Source organism: Lutibacter sp. (genome assembly GCF_041596795.1).
Classification (GTDB): domain Bacteria; phylum Bacteroidota; class Bacteroidia; order Flavobacteriales; family Flavobacteriaceae; genus Lutibacter.
Genome location: NZ_JBFHHX010000075.1, coordinates 1 through 16775, shown reverse-complemented (window position 1 = coordinate 16775; position 16775 = coordinate 1). Strand labels below are relative to the sequence as shown.

At 28.7% G+C, this 16775-nt stretch carries 15 protein-coding genes; 9 read left to right on the top strand and 6 right to left on the bottom strand.

The genetic code is table 11. From position 1 onward, the window contains the following. The coding region (locus ABY298_RS10010; protein ID WP_372745913.1) for a TSUP family transporter at window positions 1–262 on the top strand (262 nt) is incomplete at its 5' end. Window positions 263–270: 8 nt separating this feature from the next. On the opposite strand, the gene ABY298_RS10005 is transcribed toward ABY298_RS10010, so the two are convergent. The 3 genes from ABY298_RS10005 to ABY298_RS09995 all read right to left on the bottom strand — a co-directional run bounded on the left by ABY298_RS10005 (window position 271) and on the right by ABY298_RS09995 (window position 2689). Then, the gene (locus ABY298_RS10005) at window positions 271–948 is read right to left on the bottom strand and encodes a hypothetical protein (protein WP_372745912.1); all 678 of its coding nucleotides are present in this window, start codon (window positions 946–948) and stop codon (window positions 271–273) included. Between the two features lie 130 nt (window positions 949–1078). Beyond that, entirely contained in the window at window positions 1079–1663 is a 585-nt protein-coding gene (locus tag ABY298_RS10000) for a porin family protein (protein ID WP_372745911.1), read from the bottom strand. A gap of 81 nt (window positions 1664–1744) precedes the next feature. Next, window positions 1745–2689: a DUF4382 domain-containing protein gene (locus ABY298_RS09995; protein WP_372745910.1), complete on the bottom strand. Its 945-nt coding sequence runs from the start codon at window positions 2687–2689 to the stop codon at window positions 1745–1747. A 173-nt stretch (window positions 2690–2862) separates the two neighbouring features. On the opposite strand from ABY298_RS09995, the gene ABY298_RS09990 reads away from it, so the two are divergent. From ABY298_RS09990 to ABY298_RS09955, 8 genes are all read left to right on the top strand, one after another. Then, a complete protein-coding gene (locus tag ABY298_RS09990) occupies window positions 2863–3375 on the top strand; it encodes an RNA polymerase sigma factor (RefSeq protein ID WP_372745909.1) in 513 nt (170 codons plus the stop codon). A gap of 41 nt (window positions 3376–3416) precedes the next feature. Further along, window positions 3417–4325, top strand: coding sequence for a FecR family protein (locus ABY298_RS09985; RefSeq protein WP_372745908.1), 909 nt, complete (start codon window positions 3417–3419; stop codon window positions 4323–4325). After that, window positions 4303–6813, top strand: a complete 2511-nt coding sequence (locus ABY298_RS09980) for a carboxypeptidase-like regulatory domain-containing protein (RefSeq protein WP_372745907.1) — start codon at window positions 4303–4305, stop codon at window positions 6811–6813. Before ABY298_RS09985 ends, ABY298_RS09980 begins: the two co-directional genes overlap by 23 nt. Before the next feature lie 102 nt (window positions 6814–6915). Then, window positions 6916–8049 carry a saccharopine dehydrogenase family protein gene (locus tag ABY298_RS09975; RefSeq protein WP_372745906.1) on the top strand — a complete coding sequence of 378 codons (1134 nt, stop codon included), beginning with the start codon at window positions 6916–6918 and terminating at the stop codon, window positions 8047–8049. Window positions 8050–8118: 69 nt separating this feature from the next. Then, a complete protein-coding gene (locus ABY298_RS09970) occupies window positions 8119–8682 on the top strand; it encodes a TetR/AcrR family transcriptional regulator (protein WP_372745905.1) in 564 nt (187 codons plus the stop codon). A gap of 51 nt (window positions 8683–8733) precedes the next feature. Further along, window positions 8734–9396 (top strand): NAD-dependent epimerase/dehydratase family protein, encoded by a 663-nt coding sequence (locus ABY298_RS09965; protein WP_372745904.1) that lies wholly within the window; start codon window positions 8734–8736, stop codon window positions 9394–9396. Beyond that, window positions 9396–10529: an MBL fold metallo-hydrolase gene (locus tag ABY298_RS09960; RefSeq protein WP_372745903.1), complete on the top strand. Its 1134-nt coding sequence runs from the start codon at window positions 9396–9398 to the stop codon at window positions 10527–10529. The genes ABY298_RS09965 and ABY298_RS09960 overlap by 1 nt, the downstream gene beginning before the upstream one ends. Window positions 10530–10540: 11 nt before the next feature. Further along, window positions 10541–10747, top strand: coding sequence for a hypothetical protein (locus ABY298_RS09955; RefSeq protein WP_372745902.1), 207 nt, complete (start codon window positions 10541–10543; stop codon window positions 10745–10747). Here ABY298_RS09955 and dinB read toward each other — a convergent pair. From dinB to ABY298_RS09940, 3 genes are all read right to left on the bottom strand, one after another. Beyond that, window positions 10744–11838 carry a DNA polymerase IV gene (gene dinB, locus ABY298_RS09950; RefSeq protein WP_372745901.1) on the bottom strand — a complete coding sequence of 365 codons (1095 nt, stop codon included), beginning with the start codon at window positions 11836–11838 and terminating at the stop codon, window positions 10744–10746. The genes ABY298_RS09955 and dinB overlap by 4 nt on opposite strands. A 69-nt stretch (window positions 11839–11907) precedes the next feature. Beyond that, entirely contained in the window at window positions 11908–13245 is a 1338-nt protein-coding gene (gdhA, locus tag ABY298_RS09945) for an NADP-specific glutamate dehydrogenase (RefSeq protein WP_372745900.1), read from the bottom strand. Between the two features lie 166 nt (window positions 13246–13411). Further along, entirely contained in the window at window positions 13412–16441 is a 3030-nt protein-coding gene (locus ABY298_RS09940) for a PEP/pyruvate-binding domain-containing protein (RefSeq protein WP_372745899.1), read from the bottom strand. Window positions 16442–16775 lie beyond the last annotated feature (334 nt).

The window sequence follows — 16775 nt, the reverse complement described above, 5'->3', positions numbered from 1 at the left end:
TTTATCTATTCAAACATTTATTGCAACTTCAGCTATTATTGATTTGGGAATTGACGCTAGCAGAAGTGTTGTGTATTTTTTAAATGGTTACATACACACACACGATTTATATTTAATTCCGCTGCTATTAATTGCTAGTATTGCTGGTACTTATATTGGAAAATTAATTTTGAACCGAATTTCTCAAGAAAAATTTAAGTTAATTGTGTTGTTGCTAATTCTAGTTACAGGAATCATCACATTAATTAAGTTTTTATTCTAAAAGAACATCTAATTTATACAACTATCTATTATCGATTTTAAATCGGTATCACTACTAATAGCACTTGTAATAGTATTAGATAAAACATTAATTGGGTATTGTACGCTATACACTATATTTTCCGATAAATTGTTCATAAAATTAAATAATGCTTCATCATTCTCAACTGAAATAATGGTGGTTTGATCGGTATCTAAATTAAACAATGATATTTTAATTGGATATACAATATCAACACACGTTATTGCATTTAAATTGTTTAAAATTGTGATGTTACAAGTATCAGTTACACTATTTAATGCCTCTAAATTTGTTATAATAGTTTCACTATAATCTTGATTTATAATTGTAATTGGAAAATTAAAAACTATCGTATCTACATCTATTGATGATAAATTAAAAATATCTTTAACCAACTGATAATCTGCAATACTTGATAATGTTAAAGGAATATTATTTGCAGATAACGAATAAGGAAATTTAATAGATGAACAAGACGTTTCATCTATAAAATCATCATCAGAACCATCATGCATTCCAACTCTTTTGTAATTAGTTGTAGTTTCAGAATCTTTATTATTTGTATTGGGATCTTGACCTTCAGTTACATCAATTTCTTCCATACAACTACCTACCGAAAGTAACAGAATTAATAAAAATACTATTTGCTTATTAAAAATTTTCATCTTCTTTTATTGAATTATTCCAAATTTAAATTAATTATTGAGATTCTCATCTACAAATTCTACAATCCTTTTATTTTAAACCTAAAAACTAAATCGGGTTTTAAATAAACATCATGTAAAAATGTAATTACTAAAATATAAACCCAATTGATAATTGCAACACATTATTATATTCATTTGTATCTTCATACACTTTTCCCAAACCATAATGGTATCTGGCTCCTAAAATTAAACCTGTTTCTGTTTTAAAACCAAGTCCAACATTTGCTCCCCAGTCTACAGAATTTGGATCAAAATTACTTTCGCTACCGCCTAAAAAAGTTTCTATATTTTCTTTGTGAGAAATTGCGTATCCAATTTGTGGTCCGGCTTCTAAATAAAAAGTTTTGGTTGGATATAATTTCAACATGAATGGTAAATTTAAATAATCTATTTTTTGAGTTAATTTAAAATTACTGTTTTCAATTACATAACCTTGTTGAGAATAGGTGAACTCAATTTGTAATGCTAAAAAATTGTTGATGTTAGATTCTCCAAAAAAACCAACATGAAATCCTTGTCGTTGGTCAGTTTCATTTCCTTCTGAATTTCTAACTGAAGCTAAATTGTAGCCTCCTTTTAACCCGAATGATCCATCATTTTCATTATTTTGACGGTCCTGTGCATTTATAGTTAACGAAACCATAACTATTATAAATACTGCTAATGCTCTCATAATTTTTGTTTTTTTAAACTGGCTACATTTTTTTATTATGTAGCCAGTTGGTTGTTTTTTTATTGTTTAAATACTATTTTACTACTTAGTAGCTTTTAGGTTTACTGCTACATTAATATTAATAGATGAACTTAATGATATATTACTTAAATCAATTCCTGCAACTGATTCTGCAGTTAACATTCCGTTGAATTCAAATTTACCATCGCTATCAGAATCTGTATAAGAAACAAAATGCAATTCATAATCACCTTCGGCTAAAAAATTTAATTCATATTTTCCTGTAAAACTATTTACAGTTGCACTATTAGCTGCGTTTGCAAATAATACACCACTACCTTGAGCGCTTGTTTCTTTACTTGCATTAAAAGTTCCTTTTTTATAAGCGTACACAATTATTTTATCTGAAGTGTTTTCTGTATCGCTAGCCGTACCTTTAATTTCTCCAGCGCTAGCTTCATTTACAACTCTAATACTTGATGAAAGTTCGCTTGATGATACAAATTTAAAATTGTCACTTCCACTTTCAACAATAGATTTTCTAATATCAAAATCTAATACAACATTGTTTGATGCAGTTTCAAAAATTTCAAAAGAATCAGTTATTTTAATAGAATTTGTAGTGTTTTGTAATGCTTTTACGGTTCCGCTTGTCATTAAAACATACGATCCTGGCGCATTTCCATTTGCATCTAATTCATGGTCTAATACCAAGGTTAAATTAGAGTACGTTCCAGCATTTAATTCTAAATTTCCTAAAAACTTTGTCAAACCGTTTTGATATTGCATTAAGTCTATAGTAGTTTTTGAAAAACCTTCAATTGAAACTCCGTTTACTTTTACATCAGCTATTGTTACAATTACACCTTGTACATTAGAGTTGTCTGAAGGAGCATCTGTCATATAAAAATTGGTGCTACTTTTTTCTCCTGATGGATAATTAGTATCATCACTATTAGAACAGGACATTGTAAAAATAGTTAGTGCTAATAAACTTGCTGCGATTGTTACATTTAATTTTTTCATGATTTTCGATTTTTAATTTATGAATGATTTTTATAGTTATTTATCTCAACTCATTTGCGAGTTACACTATTAAGACAACCCACTTTTAAAATACCCTACCCTTATTATTCATTTTTTTTTACTTATTCCGCATTAATATTTTTATTTTTACCTTTTTACTTAAAAAACCACTTATGGATTTCACCAATTTATGTGATGAAAAACAATTCGATATTTTTTATAAACAACAGATTAACAATGTTTTTAGGTTTATTCTTATAAAAAGTAAAGACAATAATGAGGCGCTTGACATTGCCCAAGAAGCTTTTATAAAAATTTGGGAAAATTGTAATAAATTTGATTTATCTAAAGCAAAATCTTATTTATTTTCAATAGCAAGTAACTTATTTTTGAATGTTAAGAAGCATCAAAAAGTGGTAAGAAATTATGAAAACAACTCTACCGAGTTATATATTGAAACCGAAACACCCGAAGATACTTTAAGAGGTAAAGAATTTAAAACCAAATTAGAAAAAGCACTAAATGATTTAACAGATGGGCAACGCGAGGTATTTTTACTAAACCGAGTTGAAGGCAAAAAATATAGAGAAATTGCCGAAATGCTAAATATTTCTGTAAAAGCAGTGGAGAAAAGAATGAGTCAGGCTTTGGTTACTTTACGATCAAAAATTGAAGAATTAAAATAAAATAGTAGGGTAAATTTTAATTTAGTTGTCATATTAATACAATGAAAGACATTAAAAACATATCAAAATGGTTAAATAACGAAATGACTGAGGATGAATTCTTAGCTTTTCAGAAAACTGACGATTATACCTTATATAAAGATATTGTTGAAGAAGGTTCTAAAATAAAATTAGCTTCTGTAAATGAAGACGCTGCCTTAAAAGATTTTAAAGCTAGAATTCAATCGAAAACTAAGAAAAAGTCGAAAGTTATATCAATAAATACCCGTTTTGCTTTTAAAATAGCGGCAAGTATTGCTGCACTATTTGCAATTTCATACTTTATTTTAAATACCAATAAAATAACCTTAGAAACCAATTTTGCCGAAAACAAATCCTTCACTTTACCCGATGAATCTAATGTAATTTTAAATGCGGTTTCTACAATTACGTATAAAAAATCATTTATAAAAAACAGGGAATTAGAATTAGACGGAGAAGCCTACTTTAGTGTAAAAAAAGGAAGCTCATTTACGGTAAATACAAGTCAAGGTTCCGTACAAGTTTTAGGAACAAAATTTAACTTAAAAAACCGTAAAAAGGCTTTTAATGTGTTTTGTTATGAAGGTCGTGTTGAAGTAAAAGCAGGTAGTAATAAAATTATTTTAACCAAAGGTGAAGGCGTAAAATTAACTGAAAATAACACGCTTTTAAAAATAGACGATACTACTATAAATGAACCTTTATGGTTACAAAATGAAAGCTATTTTAACGAAGAAATTTATGCTGAAGTATTGGCCGAGCTTGAAAGACAATTTAATGTAAAAGTAAATTCAAAAGCAATAAATACCAACATTTTATTTACTGGTGGTTTTAGAAATAACAATTTGGAAGCTGCAATTAAATCTATTACATTACCTTTAAACATTAACTACCGCATAAAAGATAATGAAATTATTTTATCGAAATAACTATAGGATATTGCTTTTTGTGTTGCTTTTTTCTGCCATAAAAGTAAACGCACAAAGCAGTTTTTCTTTTTTAGAGGAGTTAAAATTAATTGAAAAAAAGTACGATCTTAAATTTTCTTATGTAATTTCTTCTGTTGAAAACATTCGTCTTCAAGATAAAATATCCAATTTTTCAACCATAAAAGAAATTGTTTCTTACCTAAATTCTAACACCTTTTTTGTAGCTACAATAATTGATGAACGGTTTATTTCCATTGCTCCAAAATTGCAAAACATTACCATTTGTGGTAGTTTATTTGATAAAGATTCCAAACCAATTTCCAATGTTTCAATACTTATATCGGGGAAATTTAGTGGTACAATTTCAAACCAAAACGGCGAATTTACCTTAGAAAATCTAAAAATATCAGACCTTGTTGAGTTTCGTTATTTAGGATTTAAAACGGTTTTAAAAAATGTAAATGAATTAATTTCTAAGCAATCTGATTGTGTTAAAATTACAATGGCTGAAGAGGAGTTTGAGTTGGCTGAAATTTTTATTAAAAACTATATTACCAACAGTTTATCTAAATTAAATGACGGAACGGTTCAATTAAACACTAAAACTTTTAATAGTATTTCCGGCCAAGTAGAACCTGATTTGTTACAAACTTCTCAAATTCTCCCAGGAATTGAAAGTCCAAATGAATCTATTTCAAACATAAATATTAGAAATGGCGTAAGCGACCAAAATGTTATTTTTTGGGACAATATTAAAATGTACAATCCTACGCATTTTTTTGGGCTTATTTCTGCCATAAATCCGTATTTAACCAAACATATTTCAATTATAAAAAACGGAACTAGCGCAAAATATAACGATGGTGTTTCTGGAACTATTTTATTGGAAACTGATAAAACTATTCAAAATGAATTAAGCGGTGGATTTGGAGTTAATTTTATTTCCTATGATGGTTTTGTGAAAGTTCCTGTAAATAATAAATTAGAATTTAGTTCTTCCTTTAGAAAATCAAATAACAACTGGTTTAATACACCAACTTACAACTCTTATTTTAAAAAAACGTTTCAAAATAGTTCTGTTGATACTGATGCAACAAACTCCGAATTAAATTTTTATGATGTAAACCTAAGTTTATTGTACAACCTAAATGCTACTAACCGCTTTAAAGTAAATTATATAAAAATTAATAATAATGTAAACTATTACGAATTGCAAGGAAGTAATTTAGCAGATAAAATAAAGCAAAATTCTGATGCTGTTGGCTTATCATATACTTCTAAATTAAGCAAAAAAACAGATTTTGAAATTTCAGGATATTTTTCTAAATATTCATTACTTTCCAACAACTATCAAAATAATCAGGAGCAATTGGTAGTTCAAGAAAATGAAGTTGTAGAAAACTCTGTAAAAACAACATTAAACTACACTTTTACTGATAATCTAAAATTAGAAACTGGTTATCAATTAAATGAAACTGGTGTTTTAAGCAGAACAAATGTAGATAATCCGCTGTATAATAGAGTGCAACGAAGTGTAATGTTGAATCATAGTGCTTTTGCTGAATCTATTTTTAAAAATAATTTTTGGTATGTTCGCGCTGGTGTTCGTTTTAATTATTTCAATAAAATTAACCAATCAACTATTGAACCAAGGGTTAACTTAAACTATTCGGTTTCCGAAAATTTTAATCTAAATGCTCAATATGAATCAAAATCGCAATACACTTCTCAAGTAATAGATTATTTAGATGATTTTTTAGGAGTAGAAACTAGGCGATGGGTAATGGCAGATTCGGATATTCCATTAATTACAAGTGAACAATTTTCTATTGGAAGCACCTTTAAAAAGCATAAATTTTTGTTAGATGTTAGCGTTTTTTATAAAAAATTAACAGGAATTCTAATTTCGGGTCAAGGTTTTCAAAACCAAATAGAAAGTAAAAGATTAAACGGAGAACAAAAATCTGCTGGTTTAGAGGTTTTAGTAAACCATAAAAGCAAAAAGGCCGACGTTTGGATTTCCTATACTTTAAGCAACAGCGAAATCTTATTTAAACAAATTTCTGAAGATTATTTTCCTAGTAATAATGATATTAGACATTCTTCCACCATTGGATTTAATTTTAATTTTAATAAACGTTTAAACAGTTCAATTACTGGAATTTTAAAATCTGGAAAGCCATTTACTCCTGTAAACAATTCTCAACAAACTACACAAAATGGAAGTTTTGTAAATGTTAATTACGAAACCTTAAATTCTGATAGATTAAAAGCATATAACCGAATTGATTTCTCTGTAAATTATATGGTTTTAAAAAAGAAATATTTTCAATCTAATTTAAAGTTTGGAATTTTAAATGTGCTAAACAATGAGCAAATTTTAGAAAGTTACTATGTTGTAGATAGCAACGATGATTCTAAAGCTACCAAAGTTGATCTAAAATCGTTAGCATTTACACCAAACGTTTCATTTAGAGTTACTTTCTAAAAAATTATTGTTAATCAACCTAAAAATTACTGAAAATTGTATTCAAAAATTGCATAAATTTAACTTGGTTTTATTCAAAAGGTGTAATTTTAAATAGTTGTTATGAATAACATAATTGTTTTAGGCGCAGGAATGGTTGGAAGTGCTATGGCTATTGATTTAGCTAAAAATCATAAAGTTTCAATAGCAGATTTTAATAAAAAAACATTGTACAAAGTTTTAAAAAAATGTGGCGATTTAAACACTATTATACTTGATTTTGCAAATATTAAAGAATTACAAAAAACCATAAAACCTTTTGATTTAGTGGTTTGTGCAGTTCCGGGGTTTTTAGGATTTCAAACCTTAAAAACAATTATAGAAACTGGTAAAAATGTAGTTGACATTTCCTTTTTTTCTGAAAATGCACTAGAACTAAATGATCTTGCCAAAAAAAATAATGTAACCGCAATTGTAGATTGTGGTGTTGCTCCAGGGGTTGGAAATATTATTTTAGGGTATTACAATGAAAAACTAAAATTAACCGATTTTGAATGTTTGGTTGGCGGTTTACCAAAAGTGAAAAAGTGGCCATTTAGTTACAAAGCACCATTTTCTCCAGTGGATGTTATTGAAGAATATACACGTCCAGCTAGGTATATTGAAAACGGAAATTTAGTAGTTAAAGAAGCATTATCTGATAGCGAATTTGTAGAATTTGACAACGTTGGAACTTTAGAAGCTTTTAATTCAGATGGTTTGCGCTCTATTATTTTTACAATGCCGCATATTTTAAATATGAAGGAAAAAACCTTACGATATCCGGGTCATGTAGAATATATTAAGGTTTTAAAAGCTAGCGGATTTTTTAATAGTGAACCCATAAAAGTAAATGGTAAAAAAGTTATTCCGTTAGATATTTCATCTGCAATTTTATTTAATGAATGGAAATTAGAAGATAACGAAGAAGAGATTACTGTCATGAGAATCTCATTAAATGGTTTTGATGAAACAGGAAAGTTTAAAAAAATAGTTTATAATTTATATGATGAATATTGTACTAAAACGCACACTTCATCTATGGCAAGAACCACTGGTTATACCGCAACTGCCGCTGTTCATTTAATTTTAAATAATTTATTTAATGAAAAAGGTGTATTTCCGCCAGAATTGGTTGGAAAACATGAAAACTGTTTCAACTTTATTTTTAACTATTTAAAAGAACGTAACGTTCACTATTCTAAGATAGAAAATTAATAAATTTTAATTTTTTTTTGGAAAATTGAAAAATTGCAGTACTTTTGTTGACTGATTAGTCAATTAAAAATGGATAAAAGAGAATTACTATTAGAAGCAGCAACCAAACTTTTTGTAGAAAGAGGTTTACATGCTACACCAACCTCAGCAATTTCAAAAGAAGCTGGCGTAAGTGCAGGAATACTTTTTCATTACTTTAATACCAAAGATGATTTAATTGATGAATTATATGTTTCTATTAAAAAAGAATACACTTCTAGTATTTTAAATGATTTTGAAAAAATTACATCTGATGTTGGAAAACTACGTTTAATTTGGTCAAATTCTTGGAATTGGGCTATTGATAATAGATTGAAGTTCATGTTTTTACAACAAGTAGACAATACCAATTGTTCCGAACGTGTTAAAAATCATCCAGAAATTATTGCTAAATATCAAGTATTCAATAATTTAATTGAAGAATTTATAAATAAAGAAATCATTAAAAATATTGATACTTATTTTTTAATGAGTTCAATGTTTGGTTTAATTACGTCAATGGTAACTTATTTAACCAAATTTCCAGAAAAAAGAAACGACCAAGTTTTTATAGAACAAGCTTGGGAAATGTATTATAACTATTTAAAAGCTTAAAAAAATTTGAATAAACAATTGAGTGTTTAATCAATCAAAAAAATATCTAATATGAAAGTAATTATTACAGGAGCTACAGGAATGGTTGGAAAAGGCGTTTTGTTAGAATGTTTACAAAATAACACAATTTCAGAAATACTAGTAATTAATAGAGCTTCTTTACATATAAAGCATCCAAAATTAAAAGAGATTATCCATACTAATTTTCTAGATTTTTCTCCAATTAAAGAGCAATTAAAGGGTTTTAATGCGTGTTTTCATTGTATGGGAGTTTCCTCTATGGGAATTTCTGATGAAAACTATTACAACTTAACATACACTGCAACAAAAAACCTTGCCGAAATTTTATTGGAAAACAATCCTGAAATGGTATTTATTTATGTTTCCGGTCAAGGTACAGATAGTTCTGAACAGGGAAAAATAAATTGGGCAAATGTGAAAGGAAAAACCGAAAACATGCTATTTAAAATTGGATTTAAAGATACTTATGCTTTTAGACCAGGAGCCATTATACCGGGTAAAGGAATTAAATCTAAAACACCGTGGATTAATTTAATGCTTTTACTTTTTAAACCTTTTTACGGAATACTTAAAAAACTTGATTCGGTTACAACAAGTGAAAATATTGGAAAAGCAATGATAAATTGTGTGAAATTTTCTTCAGAAGAAAAAATTCTTGAAAATAGAAACATAAATAAAATGGCTAAAAAATAATGATTAAAAAAATATTAACATTAGTAAAGAAAATTATGATTGGAATTTTATCAGTTGTAGGCGTTATAACTCTAGTTGGGGTTACTTTTATAAACGTAAGTCCACAATTTGGTGCCGGAGCTTCAGAAACAAGCTTACAACGCATCAGAAAATCACCAAATTTTTTAAATGGTGCTTTTAAAAACCAACAGGAAACTGTGGTAAGTTCAGATTTTAAGTGGAAGACCATTCCACAGTTTTTTACCAATGGAAATAATAAAACTCCTTCAAAAGAATTACCCACTAAAAAGCTATCAAAAAGTTATTTTAATAATAAACCTTCTCAACCAAGAATTACATGGTTTGGGCATTCCGCTGCTTTTGTTGAAATGGAAAATTTAAATATTTTTATTGATCCAATGTTAGGCGATGTTCCTGCGCCACATCCAATGTTAGGGTCAAAAAGATTTCAAAAAGAGTTGCCAATTGCTATAGATTCGTTACCAAAAATTGATGTAATTTTAATTTCACACGACCATTACGATCATTTAGATTATGGTTCTATTGTAAAATTAAAAGATAATGTTGATCAATTTTATGTGCCATTAGGAATTAAGGCACACTTAATTTCTTGGGGAGTTGAAGCAACCAAAATTACAGAATTTGATTGGTGGGAAAACATTAATTACAAAGGAGTTGAATTTGTATCAACACCAGCTCGTCATTTTTCTGGAAGAGGAATTACCAACAGAAATAGCACTTTATGGTGTTCTTGGGTATTGAAATCTGAAAATTCTAATATCTTTTTTAGTGGTGATAGTGGCTATGGAAAACATTTTAAAGAAATTGGAGAAAAATATGGTCCGTTTGATTTTGCTATGGTTGAATGCGGACAATACAATGAGCAATGGTCTCAAATACACATGATGCCCGAAGAAACCATTCAAGCCTCTGTTGATGTGAAGGCAAAATTAATGATGCCAATTCATTGGGGTTCTTTTAAGTTAGCGCTACATAGTTGGGATGATCCAATTAAAAGAGCTACCAAAAAAGCCACAGATTTACACGTAAAAATTGCAACACCAAAAGTTGGAGAAGCCATTATTTTAAATGATGAAAATTTTCCAAACAATAAATGGTGGGTAAATAATTAAAATATTTTGGTATGGTACTAGTATTTAAAACAAACATTTTTTCCCAATTAGAAATTCATGTAAAAGCAATCTTAGATTCGTTCACACAAATTACATCAGTTAATTTTGATTTTGAAGATTGCGATAAAATTTTAAGAATTGAAGCTACTGAAGATATTACTTCTGATATTGAATTGTTGTTAAACTCTAAAGGATTTTATTGTAAAGAATTAATTTAAAACTCAAATTTAAGCTGAACAGCAATTGGTTTTTCATCCATATCCTTTTGAGCATTGTTTAAATTAGTTACTGAAATACCCAATAACCGAACAGATTCTAACACTTTATCCTGATACAAAAGCTCTTCAACCGTAGCCAATAAAATAGCTTTATCTTTTACAAAATAGGGCAACGTTTTACTGCGAGTTTGAGTAGAAAAATCGGAATATTTAATTTTTAAAGTCACTGTTTTACCAGATACTTTTGAGCGAATTAAACGGCTTTCTAGTTCATTTGCAATAACTTTTAACTTTTGAAGCATAAACACTTCCGAAGTTAAATTTTTAGTAAAAGTATGTTCGGCAGCAACAGATTTTCGAATTCTGTTTGGTTTTACTTTACTTTGATGTAAACCACGTACAATTTTATAATAATAACTTCCAGAATTTTTGAAGTGTTCCACTAAATATTCTTCTGTTTTTTCTTTTAAATCCTTTCCGTAAAAAATACCTAAACTGTACATTTTTTGGGTGGTTACTTTTCCTACACCATAAAATTTTTCAATAGGTAATTCTTCTAAAAAAGTTAAAACTTCTTCTGGTGGAATAGTTTTTTGTCCGTTGGGTTTGTTAATATCAGAAGCAATTTTAGCTACAAATTTACTGTTTGAAATCCCGGCGGAAGCATTTAAATGAAGTTCATTTGCAATACGTTGCCTAATTTCTTTTGCTATTAAACTAGCAGATGGATTTCCTTTTTTATTTTCAGTAACATCTAAGTACGCTTCATCTAAAGAAAGTGGCTCCACCAAATCTGTATACTCTGTAAATATTTTATGAATTTTTTTTGAAATCTCTTTATAACGATCAAATCTAGGTTTTACAAAAATTAATTGGGGACAATTCCTTTTTGCAATAATTCCGCTCATTGCAGATCGAACTCCAAATTTACGAGCTTCATAGCTTGCTGCTGAAACTACACCTCTATCTTCACCACCACCAACAGCAATTGGTTTTCCTCTTAAATCAGGATTATCCAATTGCTCTACAGAAGCATAAAAAGCATCCATATCAATATGAATTATTTTACGATATGTAATTTCATCTTCCATTCAATAACAAATATAAAAAGAAAAGGGTTGCTAATTAGCAACCCTTTAAACCGATATAAACTTTATTTTTTATACAATTCCTAAATCTAACATAGAATCTGCAACCTTTATAAAACCGGCAATATTTGCTCCTTTTACATAGTTAATATAACCATCATCTTGGGTTCCAAATTTTAAACAAGCTGTGTGAATAGAAGACATAATTTGATGCAATTTAGCGTCTACTTCATCCTTTGTCCAATTCATTTTCATTGCATTTTGACTCATTTCTAAACCAGAAACTGCAACTCCTCCAGCATTTACGGCTTTGCCTGGAGCATATAAAATTCTTGCTTTATGAAAAACATGTACAGCATCTGGTGTACAGCCCATATTAGAAACCTCAGCCACATATTGAACTCCGTTTGCAACTAATTTTTCAGCATCTTCTCCGTCTAACTCGTTTTGAGTTGCACAAGGCATTGCAATATCACATTTTACACCCCAAGGTTTTTCTCCTGCATAAAACTTAGATTCTGGAAATTCTTGAGCGTATGGCGAAACAATATCATTATTAGATGCTCTTAATTGTAATAAGTAATTAATTTTATCATCGTCTAATCCTTGTTCGTCATAAATATATCCGTCAGGACCAGAAATTGTAACAACTTTTCCACCTAATTCTGTAATTTTTAAAGCTACACCCCAAGTTACGTTTCCAAAACCTGAAAGTGCTATAGTTTTACCTTTAAAATCGTCATTTTTAGTATCTAACATTTCTTTGGTAAAATACACACCACCAAAACCTGTTGCTTCTGGACGAATTAAACTTCCTCCCCAATTTAAACCTTTCCCAGTAAATACTCCAGAGTTTTCTTGTTGTAGTTTTTTATACATTCCATACATAAAACCAATTTCTCTACCACCTGTTCCAATATCTCCTGCAGGAACATCTGTATTTGGACCAATCATTCTCCATAGCTCTAACATAAAAGCCTGGCAAAAACGCATAATTTCGTTATCTGATTTTCCTTTTGGATTAAAATCGGAACCTCCTTTTCCGCCTCCCATTGGCAAGGTAGTTAAGGCGTTTTTAAAGATTTGTTCAAAACCTAAAAACTTTAGAATACTTAGGTTCACACTTGGGTGTAAACGAATTCCACCTTTATATGGACCAATTGCATTATTAAATTGCACTCTGTGTCCTAAATTTACTTGTACATTTCCTGCATCATCTACCCATGAAATTCTAAAAGTTAAAATTCTGTCAGGTTCTACTAAACGCTCAATAATTTTTGCCGCTTCGTATTGCGGATTTTCATTATAAATTGTTTCTATAGATTCTAAAACCTCATGCACCGCTTGTAAATATTCTTTTTCACCAGGGTGTTTGGTCTCTAAATTAGTTAATATTTCATTTACATTCATAATAATAATATTTGGTGGTTAACATATACAAAAGTACATATATTCTAATCATTTTTTAGTAACTTTTGTATTCAAAATTTTAGCATTTAACATTTATTTATTGATTTTTTATTAATTTAAGATTATTTTATTATTTATACCTTGTTTTTTTATCATATTAATATTTTTACATAAATCCATCCGGAGGTAAATCATCTGTAGATTCTTCTGTTTCTACAACCTTTTTTAGGGGTAAACTTTCCTTAAAAATAGCAGCTTTATTATTTTTACCTTCAATAATAACTGAAAGTGGTTCTTTAAAGCAAATATGTCTTAAAAATTCATCTTCATATACTGCATCATGTTTGTTTAAATAATCTACATCAAAAAATCCATCATTTATAAATGGGTTAATGGTTAAATACCCAACTTGAAAAGATGTTAAATTTTGAAAAAAATGAGTTCCTTGACTAGGGTCTATTCTAAAATTATTTAAACCTGATTCTACAATTATTTTTGCTGCGGAAATTTGAGGCCAAATTACAGGAATTCCTAACCAAGGATCGCTTGAACCCCATCTTCCTGGACCAACTAAAATATATTGTTTATCTGCATTAATAAATTTCTTATTTATCTTTTCTACGGCTGCAGCAATTTGACGTGTATTTGCAGAGTTGAAAGTTTCGGGTTTTACATACACAAAATCATTTATATGATCATATTTTCCATTTCCTAATGCTGATTCTGAATAGATAATAGTATCATTAATATTAAAGTTTTTTGGTAATTTACTTACTGTTTCATTGCTTTCAACTATAGGTCTAATTTGTAAAAAACTAAACTCCTTTCTTTTTCCTTGCGGCACATCTAAATTTACTGCAAATTCAATCTCAATTGGATTTCTCATTTCTCGTTGTCCAATTCTTAATAATTCTTGTAAAATTTCTGGTAATGGAAAGGTGTTATATTTTAAAATATTATCAAATGAAATTACCCTAATTCCATCATGCATAATTCCTGGTCTAATTATATTATTTTGTAAATCGTACGTAGAAGCTACAAATTTTAACGATCCATGATTTTCGGCATTTCTAATTTTAATTTTCTTTTTGTTGATGGATTCACATGTTGAAACTTCATACTTATCTGGATCTAAATCTAATCCATAAAAATATTGCTGAGTCTCTCTTTGCGTTGATCCTGGAGAAGCCAATTGTAAAACTTTTTTTGGATGATATGGTGAAAAACGCAATGTTCGTCCACCTCCAACAATAATTTCACCTAAACCTAAAGCTATATTTGCAATTCCTTCGTTTGGAAGTTCATTACCTATTGGATAAAAATTTATAGAACGTGCAACTCCAGAGATATTTGGATAATAGACATCTTGATATTTTTTCCCAATAACTTCTTGTAAAATAACAGCCATTTTACTCTCTTCAATAGTATGTGCTGTTGCTTTTAAATACATTTTGCTTGCCTGAAAAAACGCCGAAGCCATTACAGATTTTACAGCCTTACAAACCATTCCTAATACTTTATCATCGTTATTATTTGGAATCATGTAGGTTGCAAAAACACCTGCAAAAGGCTGATAATGTGAGTCTTCTAATACACTTGAGGAACGAATTGCAATTGGCGATTTGTTTACTTTTAAAAATGCCTTTATATCTTCAACCACCCAACTTGGTAGTGGTTTTGATACAAATTCGTTTAAAATTTCATCATCGTCATCGGAAGTTGCAACAAACCTTATTAGTTTATGCTGTTCCATAAATTCATCAAAAACATCGGTACTTAAAACTACTGTTCTAGGAATTGAAATAAGCACATTATCAAATTTTTTGAACAATTTATTACGTTTTAAAAACGAATCTATAAATGCTAAACCTCTACCTTTTCCTCCTAAAGCTCCATCACCAATTCTTGCAAAACCTAAATACTCGTCGTATTTATTTTTATTAAATTTAGAAATTACACCACGAGACCTAAAAACACGATATAGTTTTATGGCATTTATTAAAAATTCACGCGCTTCATCTGCATCCACAAAATCATCATACTCAATATTACTAAATAAATTAGCCAGTGGAAAAAGTGCTCTAGATTTTAACCATTTTGAATATTCGCTGCGTTTTGCATGATAAATAATTGATTCGGTTGTAACTGTGTTTAATGCTTTTTGAAAACCTGTTAAATCTTTTGCAATTGCCAAAACTTTCATTTGTACAGGATCCCAAAATTCAAATTCTCCAAATGAGAAATATTGATTTATGTAGTTTTTAATTTCTTCTTCAAGCGTTTCTGAATGTTTGTATAAAAACTTTCCTTTTAATTCTAAAGCATATTTTTCGTTATTATTATCTGAAGATTGTACTAAAAATGGAAAATAGCGCTCAAAACTTCTTACATATTTTAACAATTCAAAACCAGCTTTTGGATCTCTTTTTCCTCCTTTAAAATATGATACATCAGAAATTACGCCTAAAAGATTATCTTTATATTTATCAAAGAGCAACTTTCCTTCTTCAAAATTTGTGGCCAATAATATTTTTGGACGACCACGCATTAACATCATTTTTCTATGCTCATTTAAACCTTCAGACATAAAAGCGTCTGATTGTTTTAAAATAATTTTATAAATTATAGGTAAATATCTTGAATAAAAACGCAAAGAATCTTCTACTAATAAAATGGCTTTTACCCCAATTTCATTAATATCTTTTTCGGCATTCATTCTATCTTCCGTTAGTTTTATAATTGCTAAAAAAATATCCACATTACCATTCCAGTGAAAAACAAAATCGATAATACCTGTATCGGTTTCTTCTAATTTTTTTCTCAATTCTGCAGAATAATGACTTAATGCTGCAATGGGAACATCGGGAAACGATTCTTTAATTAATTTTGAAGTTTCAAAAGCTTTATAATTTCCAATATCTAACCAAGTAATTACCAAATCTATATTATCAGATTCAAGCATCATTACAGCTCTTTTTGCTGAATTTGCGTGTAAAAAACTAGGTGGATACCGTAAGTTTAGGGAAGTATATTCGTAAAAAATGCGCTCATCAATTCTACCATCTTCTTCCAACATATAAAAGTCGTAATTAGAACAAACAATTAATACTTTGTTTATTCTATTTTGCATTAACTCATTAAATGCAACTTCTTCAAATTCATAAGTTCTTAAGTCTGGTAGTTTCTTTTTTGTCATTTCAAATTATTGGTTAATACATTTCACTTTAAATTTAATTAATTTGAACTAAGAAAAGAAAAAAGGCTACAATTACTTCAACCCTTTAACTGTGAATTTATAGAGCACCTAAAAATTAAATTTTTTTACGCTTAATTACTTGAATTTCTGAGAACTATATTTACTAAAATTAAACCAACTACATGTATACTTTTTATTTTTAAAAATATAAATTATAGCTTATTATTTTACGTTATATTTAATTAATTACACAAATGTATTTATTTTTTTATCAAAAAAACATATAATTTTAGTATAATTTAGCTTCTTTATTTAGCCTTCTAAAACGTTTTCG